Source organism: Corynebacterium liangguodongii (assembly GCF_003070865.1).
Classification (GTDB): Bacteria; Actinomycetota; Actinomycetes; order Mycobacteriales; family Mycobacteriaceae; genus Corynebacterium; species Corynebacterium liangguodongii.
In genome coordinates this window covers 1877231-1892473 of the sequence record NZ_CP026948.1, presented here as the reverse complement: position 1 = coordinate 1892473, position 15243 = coordinate 1877231, and the positions used below count along the sequence as shown (strand labels likewise).

Annotated in this window: 10 protein-coding genes, 2 tRNA genes and 3 rRNA genes; 13 read left to right on the top strand and 2 right to left on the bottom strand. The window is 60.5% G+C overall.

Features of this window, described 5'->3' with window-relative positions; genetic code table 11:
* Positions 1-154 precede the first annotated feature (154 nt).
* The 6 genes from ramA (at position 155) to C3E79_RS08990 (ending at position 9931) form a co-directional block, all read left to right on the top strand.
* Positions 155-994, top strand: a complete 840-nt coding sequence (gene ramA / locus C3E79_RS09015; protein WP_108404608.1) for an acetate metabolism transcriptional regulator RamA — start codon at positions 155-157, stop codon at positions 992-994.
* A 35-nt stretch (positions 995-1029) separates the two neighbouring features.
* The gene (gene murA, locus C3E79_RS09010) at positions 1030-2280 is read left to right on the top strand and encodes a UDP-N-acetylglucosamine 1-carboxyvinyltransferase (protein WP_108404607.1); all 1251 of its coding nucleotides are present in this window, start codon (positions 1030-1032) and stop codon (positions 2278-2280) included.
* Between the two features lie 502 nt (positions 2281-2782).
* Positions 2783-4302, top strand: a 16S ribosomal RNA gene (locus C3E79_RS09005).
* 334 nt (positions 4303-4636) lie between these two features.
* Positions 4637-7716, top strand: a 23S ribosomal RNA gene (locus C3E79_RS09000).
* A gap of 85 nt (positions 7717-7801) precedes the next feature.
* A 5S ribosomal RNA gene (gene rrf, locus C3E79_RS08995) occupies positions 7802-7919 on the top strand.
* Together the 16S, 23S and 5S rRNA genes form the textbook arrangement of a ribosomal RNA operon.
* Positions 7920-8476: 557 nt before the next feature.
* Positions 8477-9931: an MFS transporter gene (locus C3E79_RS08990; protein ID WP_108404606.1), complete on the top strand. Its 1455-nt coding sequence runs from the start codon at positions 8477-8479 to the stop codon at positions 9929-9931.
* A gap of 20 nt (positions 9932-9951) precedes the next feature.
* Here the strand turns inward: C3E79_RS08990 and C3E79_RS08985 are convergent, their stop codons facing one another.
* Both C3E79_RS08985 and C3E79_RS08980 read right to left on the bottom strand, forming a co-directional pair.
* Entirely contained in the window at positions 9952-10299 is a 348-nt protein-coding gene (locus C3E79_RS08985) for a fluoride efflux transporter FluC (RefSeq protein WP_108404605.1), read from the bottom strand.
* On the bottom strand, positions 10296-10640 hold the full coding sequence (locus C3E79_RS08980; RefSeq protein ID WP_235840705.1) for a CrcB family protein: 345 nt from the start codon (positions 10638-10640) through the stop codon (positions 10296-10298). Before C3E79_RS08980 ends, C3E79_RS08985 begins: the two co-directional genes overlap by 4 nt.
* A 107-nt stretch (positions 10641-10747) precedes the next feature.
* Here C3E79_RS08980 and pgm point away from each other — a divergent pair, with 107 nt between their 5' ends.
* From pgm to C3E79_RS11475, 7 genes are all read left to right on the top strand, one after another.
* Positions 10748-12406 carry a phosphoglucomutase (alpha-D-glucose-1,6-bisphosphate-dependent) gene (gene pgm / locus C3E79_RS08975; RefSeq protein WP_108404604.1) on the top strand — a complete coding sequence of 553 codons (1659 nt, stop codon included), beginning with the start codon at positions 10748-10750 and terminating at the stop codon, positions 12404-12406.
* Positions 12407-12444: 38 nt separating this feature from the next.
* Complete coding sequence (locus C3E79_RS08970; protein ID WP_268876077.1) at positions 12445-12933, top strand: MauE/DoxX family redox-associated membrane protein; 489 nt, start codon at positions 12445-12447, stop codon at positions 12931-12933.
* Between the two features lie 42 nt (positions 12934-12975).
* On the top strand, positions 12976-13722 hold the full coding sequence (locus C3E79_RS08965) for a DsbA family protein (RefSeq protein ID WP_108404603.1): 747 nt from the start codon (positions 12976-12978) through the stop codon (positions 13720-13722).
* 111 nt (positions 13723-13833) lie between these two features.
* Positions 13834-13906: transfer RNA gene (locus C3E79_RS08960), tRNA-Ala, on the top strand.
* A 25-nt stretch (positions 13907-13931) separates the two neighbouring features.
* Positions 13932-14007: transfer RNA gene (locus C3E79_RS08955), tRNA-Ala, on the top strand.
* Between the two features lie 392 nt (positions 14008-14399).
* Entirely contained in the window at positions 14400-14600 is a 201-nt protein-coding gene (locus C3E79_RS11415; protein WP_146183418.1) for a circularly permuted type 2 ATP-grasp protein, read from the top strand.
* A 300-nt stretch (positions 14601-14900) separates the two neighbouring features.
* On the top strand, positions 14901-15194 hold the full coding sequence (locus tag C3E79_RS11475) for a hypothetical protein (protein WP_179948272.1): 294 nt from the start codon (positions 14901-14903) through the stop codon (positions 15192-15194).
* The last annotated feature ends 49 nt before the right edge of the window (positions 15195-15243 follow it).

The window sequence follows — 15243 nt, the reverse complement described above, 5'->3', positions numbered from 1 at the left end:
CGTCGAAGCGGGGGTGAGTGGGGAAATTGGGCTACCCCCGGTCTCGGGGTATGCTGGAGAGGGTTTAGCATCTGATAGGTACAGGATCCCTCCCCCTAATGGGGACACCCATAGGGGTGGCTCAGGGGAGGGGAGACGTGTGTAAGGATAGGCCATGGACGCGCAACGTTTGAGGGACGAAGATGACGCTATCCGCGCGGCATTGACCGCGCTGAAGACATCCACCGGCATCCCCGTAGCAATGTTCGGCACGCTGCTGACAGACAACCGCCTCCAGATCACCCAGTGGATCGGCCTGCGCACGCCTGCGTTGCAAAATCTCATCATCGAGCCCGGCGCAGGCATTGGCGGTAGGGTGGTCGCGACACGGCGCGCCGTCGGTATCTCGGACTACACGCGCGCCAGTGTGATCTCCCACGAGTACGACCGGCAGATCCAGGATGAGGGCCTCCACTCCATTGTCGCCGTCCCCGTCATTGTGCAGCGGGAGATCCGAGGCGTGCTCTACGTCGGCGTGCATTCCCCGGTCCGCCTCGGAGACAAGGTTATCGAGGAAGTCACCATGACGGCCCGTTCGCTCGAACAGGACCTGGCGGTGGGGGCGGCGCTGCGCCAGGCGGAAGGGGGCAGGGGTTCTTCCAAGGCCGGAAGGGTGATGAATGGGGCGGAATGGGAGCAGGTCCGCTCCGCGCATTCGAAGCTGCGCATGCTCACAAATAGGATCGAAAACGACGAACTGCGCCGCGAGCTTGAGGCGTTGTGCGACCAGATGGTCACGCCGGTGCGGGCGATGCACACGACGAAGCTCTCTGCCCGTGAGATCGACGTGCTCTCCTGCGTCGCGCTCGGGCACACCAACGTCGAGGCCGCAGAGGAGATGGGCATCGGTGCCGAGACCGTGAAGTCGTATTTGCGCAGCGTGATGCGCAAGCTCGGCGCGCACACGCGCTACGAGGCAGTCAATGCCGCGCGCCGCATCGGTGCCCTGCCTTAGCGGGGCCCTCGCGGGTTTTCAGTACTGTGAGGTGTGTGAAGGAACGCTTTTTAGTCCACGGGGGCACGCAGCTCTCCGGCGTTGTGCGTGTCGACGGCGCCAAGAACAGCGTGCTCAAACTCATGGCTGCAGCCCTGCTTGCGGAGGGGACGACAACGCTGTACAACTGCCCCGAGATTCTCGACGTCCCGCTCATGCGAGACGTGCTCGTCGGTCTCGGATGCGACGTGCGGGTCGATGGCACTGTTGTCACCATTACCACGCCAGCCGAGGTCTCCCCCCACGCCGACTTCGACGCGGTGCGCCAGTTCCGCGCGTCCGTCGCCGTGCTCGGCCCCCTCGTTGCGCGATGCAAGGAGGCCTACGTAGCGCTCCCCGGCGGTGACGCGATCGGCTCCAGGCCCCTTGACATGCACCAATCCGGTCTGGAGAAGCTCGGCGCGACGACCCACATCGAGCACGGGGCCGTGGTGGCGAGGGCGCAGCAGCTCACCGGTGCAAAGATCTCACTCGATTTCCCCTCCGTCGGCGCGACCGAAAACATCGTCACCGCGGCCGTTCTCGCCAGTGGACGCACGGTCCTCGACAACGCGGCCCGTGAACCCGAGATCGTTGATCTCTGCGACATGCTCAACTCCATGGGGGCCAGAATTGCCGGGGCTGGCACGTCCACCATCACCATCGATGGGGTAGAGAAGCTCTCCCCGACGCAGCACGTCGTCGTTGGGGACCGCATCGTTGCGGGAACGTGGGCCTACGCGGCCGCAATGACGCAGGGGGATATCACCGTCGGGGGGATCGCCCCGCGCCACCTCCATCTGGCGCTCTCCAAGCTCAAGACAGCAGGGGCAGAGGTAGAGACCTATGACAGCGGATTCCGCATCCGCCAGCGCCAGCGGCCGAAGGCGGTGGACTACCAAACCCTGCCGTTCCCTGGTTTTCCCACGGACCTCCAGCCGATGGCGATCGGCATCGCCGCAATTGCCGACGGCGTGTCCGTGATCACGGAGAACGTCTTCGAAGCGCGCTTCCGCTTCGTCGATGAGATGCTCCGCCTCGGAGCGGACGCGAACGTGGATGGGCACCACGTCGTCCTCCGCGGGGTAGAAACCCTCTCGTCTACGGACGTGTGGGCCTCCGACATCCGCGCCGGGGCGGGGCTCGTCCTCGCCGGGCTTGTCGCAGACGGCGTCACCTGTGTCCACGACGTCAGCCACATCGACCGCGGCTACCCGAACTTCGTCGAGAGCCTCGTCGAGCTCGGTGCAGACGTAAGGCGCGTTTAACCGCGCGTTTACCCCGTGTGTGCTGGGGATTTGTGTTGGTGTGGTGGGGTGTGTAGGTTTATCTGAGTCAGCGAGACCGACAGCGCCCCGCTCACTGGTTGTGGGTGTGTGGCGGGTAGGAAAACGATCGCTGGAAGCTGCTGGTGTGTGGGCCCGTGTTGTGGCTTGTGTGCTGGTGTGCGTGTGTTGTGTGAGAACTCGATAGTGTGCCAATGTACTTTTTTGTTTTGTGTGTGCGTGGTTGATTGTTGGTTGCGTGCTGTGGCTGCGTGCTCATGCTTTGTGTGTGGGTTGTGGTGTGTGCTGGTGGTGGTGTCGTGAACTTTTGATGGCGATGCTGCTTGTGGCTGCACTTGTGTGTGGTTGTGGTGCGTGGTTGATTGTTGGCTGCGTGAATGGAAAGATTGTTTGGCCTTCCCTGTGATGTTGTTGTTGTTGTTGTGGGGTTGGTTTTTGGTTGGGGTTGGGCTTTTCACGGCCTGATGTTTCTTGACGAAATGTTTTTGTGGAGAGTTTGATCCTGGCTCAGGATGAACGCTGGCGGCGTGCTTAACACATGCAAGTCGAACGGAAAGGCCACAGCTTGCTGTGGTACTCGAGTGGCGAACGGGTGAGTAACACGTGGGTGATCTGCCCTGTACTTCGGGATAAGCTTGGGAAACTGGGTCTAATACCGGATATGACCACTTTTTGGATGGGGTGGTGGAAAGCTTTTGCGGTATGGGATGAGCTCGCGGCCTATCAGCTTGTTGGTGGGGTAATGGCCTACCAAGGCGTCGACGGGTAGCCGGCCTGAGAGGGTGTACGGCCACATTGGGACTGAGATACGGCCCAGACTCCTACGGGAGGCAGCAGTGGGGAATATTGCACAATGGGCGCAAGCCTGATGCAGCGACGCCGCGTGGGGGATGACGGCCTTCGGGTTGTAAACTCCTTTCGCTAGGGACGAAGCGTATGTGACGGTACCTGGAGAAGAAGCACCGGCTAACTACGTGCCAGCAGCCGCGGTAATACGTAGGGTGCGAGCGTTGTCCGGAATTACTGGGCGTAAAGAGCTCGTAGGTGGTTTGTCGCGTCGTTTGTGTAAGTCCATGGCTTAACTGTGGGACTGCAGGCGATACGGGCATAACTTGAGTGCTGTAGGGGAGACTGGAATTCCTGGTGTAGCGGTGAAATGCGCAGATATCAGGAGGAACACCGATGGCGAAGGCAGGTCTCTGGGCAGTAACTGACGCTGAGGAGCGAAAGCATGGGTAGCGAACAGGATTAGATACCCTGGTAGTCCATGCCGTAAACGGTGGGCGCTAGGTGTGAGTCCCTTCCACGGGGTTTGTGCCGTAGCTAACGCATTAAGCGCCCCGCCTGGGGAGTACGGCCGCAAGGCTAAAACTCAAAGGAATTGACGGGGGCCCGCACAAGCGGCGGAGCATGTGGATTAATTCGATGCAACGCGAAGAACCTTACCTGGGCTTGACATACACTGGATCGCCGCAGAGATGTGGTTTCCCTTGTGGCTGGTGTACAGGTGGTGCATGGTTGTCGTCAGCTCGTGTCGTGAGATGTTGGGTTAAGTCCCGCAACGAGCGCAACCCTTGTCTTATGTTGCCAGCACGTGATGGTGGGGACTCATGAGAGACTGCCGGGGTTAACTCGGAGGAAGGTGGGGATGACGTCAAATCATCATGCCCCTTATGTCCAGGGCTTCACACATGCTACAATGGCCGGTACAGCGCGTGTGCGACACTGTGAGGTGGGGCTAATCGCTGAAAGCCGGTCGTAGTTCGGATTGGGGTCTGCAACTCGACCCCATGAAGTCGGAGTCGCTAGTAATCGCAGATCAGCAATGCTGCGGTGAATACGTTCCCGGGCCTTGTACACACCGCCCGTCACGTCATGAAAGTTGGTAACACCCGAAGCCAGTGGCCTAAACGTGTTAGGGAGCTGTCGAAGGTGGGATCGGCGATTGGGACGAAGTCGTAACAAGGTAGCCGTACCGGAAGGTGCGGCTGGATCACCTCCTTTCTAAGGAGTTTGTTTTTTGTGTCATCTGCTGGCCCTGTGGGTTGGTGGGTGTGTGGTGGTTGAGTGGCCGTGTGTGTTGCTGCCACCTTTTTTGAAAAAAATTCCAGGTGGATGCGCATCACCCCCCTGTTTTAGTGTGGGGGTTGTGGTTGTGGTGTGTGGCTGATGGTTGGTTGCGTGCATGCAGGACTTGGTTGTGAGGGCGTTGGCATGCTGTTGGGTGTCTGGGGCAGCACGTGGTGTTGTTTCTGTGTGAGCCTTCCCTCGTGTGTGGGGGTGGGTGTGGTGTGTGAGAACTGTATAGTGGACGCGAGCATCTTTATTCTTGTGTTTTTTGTGTGTTTTTTAAGGCGTACGGTGGATGCCTTGGCATGCTGAGCCGATGAAGGACGTGGAGGGCTGCGTTAAGCCTCGGGGAGTTGCCGATTGAGCGTTGATCCGAGGATGTCCGAATGGGGAAACCTGGCACCAGTTGTGTGGTGTGACCCGCAGGTGAATTCATAGCTTGTGTGGGGGTGACGCGGGGAAGTGAAACATCTCAGTACCCGTAGGAGAAGAAAATAATAATGATTCTGCTAGTAGCGGCGAGCGAACGTGGATGAGGCTAAACCATGTGCGTGTGATACCTGGCAGGGGTTGCGTGTGTGGGGTTGTGGGATATGACTGTCTGGGGGCTGCTGACCTTGGGCGTGGTGGTGTTGCGTGAGCGGAAGTCACTTGGGATGGTGCGCCGTAGTGGGTGAGAGCCCCTGTACGTGAACGCGTGATGCTGCTTCGTGTGTTGTGTCCCGAGTAGCAGCGGGCTCGTGGAATCTGTTGTGAATCTGCCGGGACCACCCGGTAAGCCTAAATACTCAGTGTGACCGATAGTGGATAGTACCGTGAGGGAATGGTGAAAAGTACCCCGGGAGGGGAGTGAAATAGTTCCTGAAACCGTGCGCTGTCAATCCGTCAGAGCACCTCGTGTGTGTGATGGCGTGCCTTTTGAAGAATGAGCCTGCGAGTCAGCGGCATGTCGCGAGGTTAACCCGTTGTGTGGGGTAGTCGTAGCGAAAGCGAATCCGAAGAGGGTGGTGTAGTGGCATGTCCTGGACCCGAAGCGGGGTGATCTACCCATGGCCAGTGTGAAGCAGCTGTAAGAGGTTGTGGAGGCGCGAACCCACTTAGGTTGAAAACTGAGGGGATGAGTTGTGGGTAGGGGTGAAAGGCCAATCAAACTCCGTGATAGCTGGTTCTCCCCGAAATGCATTTAGGTGCAGCGTTATAGCAGCTTGCCGGAGGTAGAGCTACTGGTTGGTTGAGCGGGACTATCATCTTAGCAATGTCAGCCAAACTCCGAATGCCGGTGAAGTGGTCTATAGCAGTGAGACTGTGGGGGATAAGCTTCATAGTCGAGAGGGAAACAGCCCAGATCGCCGGTTAAGGCCCCTAAGGGTGTACTAAGTGGAAAAGGATGTGGGATCGCGAAGACAGCCAGGAGGTTGGCTTAGAAGCAGCCATCCTTGAAAGAGTGCGTAATAGCTCACTGGTCGAGTGGTTCCGCGCCGACAATGTAGTGGGGCTCAAGTACACCGCCGAAGCCGCGGCATAGTGTTCTATGGGTAGGGGAGCGTCGTGCATGGGGTGAAGCAGTACCGTGAGGGGTTGTGGACTGTGTGCGAGTGAGAATGCAGGCATGAGTAACGAGTGGTAAGTGAGAATCTTATCCGCCGGATGACTAAGGGTTCCTGGGTCAAGTTCGTCTTCCCAGGGTGAGTCGGGTCCTAAGGCGAGGCCGACAGGCGTAGTCGATGGTCAACGGGTTGATATTCCCGTACCCGTGTGTAGGCGCCCAAGTGTGACGCGGTGATACTAACCGTGCCGCATCACTGTCTTATGCCCCCATCTTTGGTGGGGGTTGTCGGTGGTGTGGTGTGGGGCCTGAATCGTTGTAGCACAGTGATGGGGTGACGCAGTGAGGTAGCTTAGCCGCTTAGTGGATTGTGGTGTAAGCGTGTGGCACGATTGTGTGTGAAATGCATGCGATCACTATGTGTGAGGCGTGATGCGTAGCCCCGTTGGGGGTGAAGTAAGTGATCCTGGACTGTCGAGAAAAGCCTCTAGCGAGTCTATATACGGCCCGTACCCGAAACCGACACAGGTAGTCAGGTAGAGAATACTAAGGCGGTCGGGTGAACTGTGGTTAAGGAACTCGGCAAATTACCCCCGTAACTTCGGGAGAAGGGGGACCACTGCTGGTTGCTGCCCTGTGCGGGTGGTTGCTGGTGGTGGTCGCAGAGAATAGAGGGGAGCGACTGTTTATCAAAAACACAGGTCCGTGCGAAGACGTGATGTTGATGTATACGGACTGACGCCTGCCCGGTGCTGGAAGGTTAAGAGGACCTGTTAGGGGTGTATGCCCCGAAGCGGAGAATTTAAGCCCCAGTAAACGGCGGTGGTAACTATAACCATCCTAAGGTAGCGAAATTCCTTGTCGGGTAAGTTCCGACCTGCACGAATGGCGTAACGACTCCCCTGCTGTCTCAACCACAGGCCCGGTGAAATTGCAGTACGAGTAAAGATGCTCGTTTCGCGCGGCAGGACGAAAAGACCCCGGGACCTTCACTATAGCTTGGTATTGGTCTTCGCTGCGGTTTGTGTAGGATAGGTGGGAGACTGTGAAACCGTCACGCTAGTGGTGGTGGAGTCGTTGTTGAAATACCACTCTGACCGTTGTGGAGGCCTCAACCTTGGCCCATGATCTGGGTTGGGGACAGTGCCTGGTGGGTAGTTTAACTGGGGCGGTTGCCTCCCAAAGAGTAACGGAGGCGCCCAAAGGTTCCCTCAGCCTGGTTGGCAATCAGGTCTTTAGAGTGTAAGTGCACAAGGGAGCTTGACTGTGAGACGAACATGTCGAGCAGGGACGAAAGTCGGGACTAGTGATCCGGCACCAACGTGTGGAAGTGGTGTCGCTCAACGGATAAAAGGTACCCCGGGGATAACAGGCTGATCTTCCCCAAGAGTCCATATCGACGGGATGGTTTGGCACCTCGATGTCGGCTCGTCGCATCCTGGGGCTGGAGTAGGTCCCAAGGGTTGGGCTGTTCGCCCATTAAAGCGGCACGCGAGCTGGGTTCAGAACGTCGTGAGACAGTTCGGTCTCTATCCGCCGCGCGCGCAGAAACTTGAAAAAGGCTGTCCCTAGTACGAGAGGACCGGGACGGACGTACCTCTGGTGTGCCAGTTGTTCCGCCAGGAGCATGGCTGGTTGGCTACGTACGGGAGGGATAACCGCTGAAAGCATCTAAGCGGGAAGCCTGTTTTAAGATGAGGTTTCGCTCGAGGTTCCCCACAGACGATGGGGTTGATAGGCCAGATCTGGAAGACAGGCAACTGTCGGAGGTGACTGGTACTAATACACCAATACACACAAAAACCCCCACAACAAAAGGGGTGCACGCGTCCACTATGCAGTATCTGACACACCACAACAACACCATATTGTGACCCCACAAAGTGTGTCGGTGGTTGATGGCGGCGGGGAAACGCCCGGACCCATTCCGAACCCGGAAGCTAAGCCCGCCCGCGCTGATGGTACTGCCCCCGGGAGGGGGTGGGAGAGTAAGTTACCGCCGACCCAACAACTTCACACCACAAAAACGGCCCACCACCACGGCGGGCCGTTTTTGCTATCCCCACAACCCGCACGCGTCCAACCCAAAACACCGCCCACGGCCGGTCAACGGATCCGTGAACTCGAGCACGACCGCGGCCAGACGCATCGGCACACGAAAATCCTCCACACCCCCCGACACCGCGGTGGGGTAGAGCGGATCACCCACAATCGGCACCCCCGCCGCACACATCTGTACCCGCAACTGATGCGTACGACCCGTCACAGGCTCGAGAACATAACACGCAAGAGGCTCAACCACCCCGTGCACTGCCTGCTATGAAGCGACACCGTTGGGCTTTCTGCAAAGTCTCCAACGCGCGGGGGCTGGAGGAAGCCAATTAAGCGTGAGCCTGTTTTCAGGATGGGATTTGTGCGGTGAAACGGCGGGTCAGCATGCGCCGAAGATTTTTCTTTCATTTGCCCGCGGGGGCATCTCCAAGCGAATATCATGCTTTTCAGCAGTTATCTATGAAGAGGGGTCTCTGAAAGCAGAGAATCCTCTATATAAGGAGGAGATCCATGCACGCCGAAACGGCTTACCGCGGTAACGACGCGCTACTCGTCGGGCTCGTTCTTAGTGTATCGACGTTCTGGCTTTTCGCTCAGACCGCTAACATCAACGCTCCGCTGATCACTGAATCACTCGAGATCAGCGAGTCTATCACCGGTGCTGGAATTGCGGTCGCAGGTGTAGTTTGCGGGATGTTCATCGCGGTATTCGGCAGCATTGCCGACCGCAACGGCCACGTCAGAATGGTTCTAGTCGGTAACCTTATCAATCTGATCGGCTCACTTCTCCTCGCATGTGCTCCTGCCGGGGATTTGGCGGTGTGGTTCTTCGTATGTGGACGTGTACTCCAGGGAATCGCTGCCGCGCTGATCATGCCCGCGACGCTGACCATAGTGCAGCGTTATTGGGAAGGGAATGAGAGGCGGCGTGCGATTTCCATGTGGTCTTTTGGCAGCTTCGGTGCCTCAGGCCTGGCAGGTTTCTTCGGTGGCATTTTGGCGCAATCACCGATCGGATGGCGTGGGGTATTTTTCTTCGGCGCTGTGGTGTCGGTGATCGCCTCCCTACTCGTGCGTCGCGCCCCAGAGACCGACACCCCTCGCAGTGGCGTCAAAGGGCTTGACTGGGCTGGGGCGGGGACGTTCGCGTTAGCGACGGCTCTGGTCTTCGTTCTAATCACGCAGGGCAGCGCGTTTGACTGGGGCGGCGTTGTTCCTTGGAGTATCGTTGTCGCTTCTGCTTTGGTTGTGGCTTGCTTTGTGGTCATCGAGAAGGCCAAGGGCTCTGAGGCGTTTCTTGACTTCGCTCTTCTTGCGAACCGCCAGTACAGCAGCGTCGTTGCCGCGAATTTCCTTGCCAACGCAGTCGGTGGTGGGCTCATTGCGGCGCTGTGGGTGCTTCAGTTGGGCTATGGCCTTAGCGTTGCAAAAACGGGCTTACTCACTTTGGGTTTTGCTGCTGGCATCTTCATCTGCTTGCGCTTGGGCGAAAAGCTTTTAGGCAGCTTCGGTGCAAGGACGCCGATGCTTATCGCAACGAGCCTCGTTGCCGTTGCAGTGATGCTCCTTACCCCGACGTTCTTGCCGTTAGGTGCGTACATGGTCACCGCCGTGGTGGGCACTTTCATCCTCGGCGGAGGGCTGGCAATTTTTGCTACCCCTGCGACTGACGCGGCGCTCAGCGCGCTGCCCGCTTCAAAGCTTGGCGTAGGTTCAGGCTTTTACAAGATGGCCTCTGCACTCGGCAACGGCTTCGGTATTGCGGTGTCCTCGGTCTTGTTCCTTGTGAGCAGGGATGGCGGCTGGCTTGTTGGAAGCCTGGACGGTTTAGTCGAGTTTTCGTCCGGCGGGGATGTCGCCGCACGGCAAGCGGGCTCTGTCGCGCTCTTCGGCTCCCTCGCTTTAGCGGTCTCGGCGCTTGCCGTGGTGGGGCTACTCGTACCGCGAAAGACGATCTCTCGCTAGGGATTGACACTATTGAGGTTCTACAACCAGTAGGCGATGCTGAGCCCTGCGAGCGCGGCGACGGTGCCGCCCGTGATTGTTACGAAGAAGTAGGACCAGGCCGCGCGGCTGCGTTGCGCCTTGAGCAAGGCGCCGAGCTCCTTCGACAGCGTGGATAGGGTGCTCAGTGCCCCAGCGAACCCCGCGCCGACAAAAGTCACCCAGATGCTCGGTGACGCTACGCACATGCCGAGCGCGGCGCACCCCAGCACGTTTGCCACCCACGTCCCGGTCAGCCCCCCGGGCACACGACTGAGCGCCCAGCGTGAGACTCCGCCGAGGAAACCACCGGCGGCGACCGCGGCCAAGCTAGAAAAGAATGCGTTCATGGCGTCCCGTCCGCCGTGTCGTTGCCGCGCAAGAAATCCCCCAGCAGCCAGCCGGCCACGCCGCAGGCGGTGCACGCGGCCAAGAACCCGACCGCGAGCCCAGGCGTAAGCGGCATGCCGGCAGGGGAGAGCGCGGAAAAGGTGGTCAACCCGCCGAGGAAGCCCGTGCCCCACAGCTTCCCGGGGGCATAGAGTCCCATGGCGATGCACCCAGCGATGTTGATCGCGAAGATGGTCAGCAGCGGGTCGACGGAGAGAAACAGCGCCGTGTGTAGCGTCACAAACCGCACCAGCGCGCCCAGTGCCGCGCCCGCCCCCACTTGGATCACTTCGCGTACCACGGCGCTAGATTGTAATACGTCGGGTTTTCTCCGCCCTGGCGAAAACCGCCGCGCACGGGAATGATTGTGGGAAAAGAGCCCGAATACCGCACAAGGAGCAGCCAGATATGGCACACGAGCGCGCCGGCCAGGTGGCCGCACCCGAAGACCTCATCGACATCGCGGAGGTTGTCACCGCCTACTACACCCGCGAGATCGACCCGCACGACCCGGACCAACAAGTCGCGTTCGGTACCTCCGGTCACCGAGGTTCTTCGCTGGACAATGCGTTTAATCAGCAGCACATCTGGGCGATTACCCAGGCGATCGTCGACTACCGCCGCGACAATTCCATCGGCGGGCCTGTCTACATCGGGCGGGACACCCACGCGCTCTCCGAGCCTGCGCAGGTCTCGGCGCTGGAGGTGCTGCTCGCCAACGACGTGGAAGTCCTCGTCGACTCAGCCGGGGCCTATACGCCCACCCCGGCGATCTCCCACGCCATCCTGCAATACAATGCGAAGCTCCCTGGGGGAGTTACGGGCACGGATCCGAAGCGCGCCGACGGCATCGTCATCACCCCCTCCCACAACCCCCCGCGCGACGGCGGGTTGAAATACAACCCGCCGAGCGGAGGTCCTGCCGATACGGATGCCACCGACTGGATCGCCCAGCGCGCGAACGCCTATCTCGCGGACGGGCTCCGGGGAGTAAAAAGGGCGTCGATAAGCGGCGTGCTTGACGAGCGCGCGGGGAAGTTCGACTTCATGGGCACATATGTCGCAGACCTGCCGGGCGTGGTCGACCTCGATGCCATCCGCGGCAGCGGGCTGCGGATCGGCGCCGACCCGATGGGTGGGGCGAGTGTGCACTACTGGCAGGCGATCGCCGAGGCGCACAAGCTCAACCTCACTGTGGTCAACCCGCTCGTCGATGCGACCTGGAGGTTCATGACGCTCGATACAGACGGCAAGATCCGCATGGACTGCTCCAGCCCGAACTCCATGGCCTCGCTCGTGGATAACCGCGAGAAGTTCGACATCGCCACCGGCAACGACGCGGACTCTGACCGCCACGGTATCGTCACCCCCGACGCCGGGCTGATGAACCCCAACCACTACCTCGCCGTGGCCATTGAGTATCTGTTTACGCACCGCGAGGGCTGGTCCGCGGGCACGGCGGTGGGCAAGACGCTGGTGTCTTCGTCCATGATCGATCGCGTCGTCGCCTCGCTCGGCCGCGAACTCGTCGAGGTTCCGGTCGGGTTTAAGTGGTTTGTGCCCGGGCTTATCGATGGCAGCGTCGGCTTCGGCGGCGAGGAATCCGCCGGCGCTTCCTTCCTGCGCTTCGACGGCACAGTGTGGTCTACCGACAAGGACGGCATCATCCTCGATCTGCTCGCCTCCGAAATCACCGCGGTGACGGGGAAGACGCCGTCCGCGCGCTACCGCGAGCTCGCCGAGCGGTTCGGGGAGCCCGCCTACGCGCGTATCGACGCCCCCGCCAACCGCGCCCAAAAGGCAGCGCTGAAGGCCCTGTCTCCTGAGCAGGTCTCCGCCACCGAGCTCGCCGGCGAGCCGATTGCCGCGAAGCTCACCGAGGCGCCCGGCAACGGCGCCGCCATCGGCGGGCTCAAGGTGACCACGGAAAACGCCTGGTTCGCAGCGAGGCCCTCCGGCACGGAGGACAAGTACAAGATCTACGCCGAATCCTTCTGTGGCGAAGACCACCTGGCCAAGGTGCAGGAGGAGGCCAAGGCGCTGGTCAGCGAGGTGCTGGGGGAGTAGCGGGGGCAAAGCCGCGCCCTGCGCTAGGCTTACGTCTCGTGACTGTGACAACGAAAGCCCCCGACGCGGAGCTCGGGCGGGGCACCCGCAGGGTCGTGCTTGATGTCCTCTCGGCCTCCGCGCGCTTCTTCATGGCCTACATCTGGCTCTCTGCTGGGGTGTCCAAAATCGGCGTGCACATGGACATCACCCAGACGATCATGGCCTACGAGATCTTCACCCCGGCCTGGTCGGACATGCTGGCGCGAATCATCGGCCCGCTTGAGATCGCCGGCGGGATGCTCCTGCTGTTAGGCATCAAGCTCAAGCCGGCCGGGTGGGTTTCCATCGGGGTGCTGAGCTTGTTCATCATCGGTCTCGCCTCTGCGTGGGCGCGCGGCCTCGTGATCGACTGCGGTTGCTTCAGCCCGGATCAGACTGACCAGGGGACGAATGTCCTGGCCACCATGGGACGCGACGTGCTCTACATCGCGATAACGCTGTGGATGATCTACCGCCCGTACAAGAAGTGGGCAATCTACCCCTAAGATAGAGTGACGTCTATTTGAGTCGCCGAAGAGGAGTTGGAAGTGACCACCCGCAAAGTACAAAACCCTAACGAGAAAAGCGGCGCCGGGTTTATCTGGGCCGTTATCGCTGTCATCGCGATCGCGGCCGTGGTGATCGGCCTGATCGTGTTCAACGGCCGCAACAAGCAGAACGAGGCAGCAGCCGCGCGCACGATCCAGGTGGAAAACCTCGCCGTGAGCTACACCGAGGGCGATGCCTTCTTCACGCTGTCCGCCAAGGACGGTGGCTCCGAGGCGAAGTCAGTGGACTTGTTCGAGGACTTCTCCTGCCCGCACTGCGGGGAGCTGGCCGAGGCTACGGACGGACAGGCTCTGGAGAAAATCCAGGCCGGCGAGCTTGAGGTGAAGGTTCACCCGATGGTCTTTCTCGACGGCCAGGGTGCTCAGTACACCCCGGGCCACTCCACCCGCGCGCTTGCCGCCGAGCTTGCCCTCGCAGCCAACGGTGAAGCCCAGGCGCTGTGGAACCTGCGCGCGATGCTGTTTGCCGAGCAGCAGAGCGTGTACAACAAGGTTGACAACGATGACCTCGCGGACCGCGCGAAGGAGTTCGGCGCTAGCGACGAGGCGGTTGCCGCTATCCGCGAAGGCGAGTTCGAGGAGGCCGCAAAGGACGTCGGTGGCAAGAACCTCGACTACCAGAACGAAAAGACCGGCCAGGCTTACACCCCGCGCGTGATGCGCGACGACAAGGACTTGGTCGAGGGCCAGGAGATCAACACCTGGGTCGAGGCTGCGTTGGCGTAAACCAACCATTCTTATCGGCGTCCCCCTCGCCCCGCCGAGGGGGACGCCGCCATCTGCAGGGGATTTGTTGCCCGGTTGAGCAGGGGTGTATATTAATCAAAGTTGTCTTACGGGGCTATGGCGCAGCTGGTAGCGCACCACACTGGCAGTGTGGGGGTCACGGGTTCGAATCCCGTTAGCTCCACTCGTACAATTTCATATCAGTTCTTGGGGCTATGGCGCAGCTGGTAGCGCACCACACTGGCAGTGTGGGGGTCACGGGTTCGAATCCCGTTAGCTCCACCAAGACGTGTGCAACGCTCGCACCTCTGTGGATGGGACGGTATACACAGTACCTGTTTATGCCTGCTCAAACCGAGCTGTTTCTGTGCGCACCTTCACCCAGACCTTGATCGCCGTGCCCGTCGCCGCGTGCATCACCCTCGGTGGCGCCCCTTCCGCGCACGCCCAATCATCCTGATCTACCACTCTGGTGCACCCCCTGTTCTGGCAGTCGAGGGCCTCTGGCGCCGTTGACTCATCCTCCGCCGTGAGCGTGGAGCCGTCGCTGTTGGTTTCTACCGTGCAGATGAGCAGCGAGAGATTCGCCTACATTCTGCGGAACCGCACTCCTCAATCCTGCGGATTTCTTCGCGATGATCCACGAGACGCTGGTGGCGAGCGCGACTCGGCGTAGTGTGAGCACCGCGCGATCGCCACGCTTATCGACGCCCCATAGTCGCCCCGTAGCCACCCCGGCGACGCTCGCGGTGCGCGAGGACCGTCTCTGGCGCGCCGGCGGCACCTTCGGCAACAGCGTCGGGGACGCCAAGGCCGTCTACGCCTTCGTGGCACCGATGATTGAGTTCTGCCTGGGTGAGAGATCCCTCGTCGACTAAGTCCCCACCTACTTATGCCATACTCCAGCCGAGTGTTGGACGGATCTTCCATCGTCAACACATCGCGCAGGTATGGCAGCGTAGACGTCTGGATCCTGCGCGCTGTGGGGAAGGGAGCTCTAGGCCATGACCACGAGCGGGAAAACTCCGGCGGCAGGCGCGCGCGAAACGGTCGCGCTTGTGAGCTGGGATGCCGTGGGTGATGCTCCGCACCGATCATCACGCCGACCGCTTCCGGCTCCTGCGGGTCAGCGGCATAGGCTCCCGGCCGGGTTTTCATCCGAATCGGCGGCGCCCACGGTGGTCTCCTTCGACGGTGGCACCGAGGGCCAGGAGAGGCCCGCCTACGGCAACGCACTGCACAGGTTCGCCGCCGCAGGCTACCACTGGCACGCCGCTAGGTGGGCCGGTAGGATCGCGGCCCGCGCCGTGGGCGAGGTGCTCGGCGAGGAAGGCGTGGGAAGCGCGGCCCAATCCAGCGGCGTCGAGGATTTCGGCTGGTACACCGAGGAGACACCGGGATTTACCTGTGCTTGGGCGTGTGGGACGGCGAGAGTCCGCAGACCGACCTGCACCAGCCGGCGTTCTGGATAGACGAGCGGGCGCTGCCCATCGGGGCGGCGCTGCTCGATGCCGTCGTCAG

What these genes read in the sequence shown, in the direction of transcription:
- ramA (WP_108404608.1), top strand. Translation starts at nt 155, where the DNA reads ATGGACGCGCAACGTTTGAGGGACGAAGATGACGCTATCCGCGCGGCA.
- C3E79_RS08990 (WP_108404606.1), top strand. Translation starts at nt 8,477, where the DNA reads ATGCACGCCGAAACGGCTTACCGCGGTAACGACGCGCTACTCGTCGGG.
- C3E79_RS08985 (WP_108404605.1), bottom strand. Translation starts at nt 10,299, where the DNA reads ATGAACGCATTCTTTTCTAGCTTGGCCGCGGTCGCCGCCGGTGGTTTC.
- pgm (WP_108404604.1), top strand. Translation starts at nt 10,748, where the DNA reads ATGGCACACGAGCGCGCCGGCCAGGTGGCCGCACCCGAAGACCTCATC.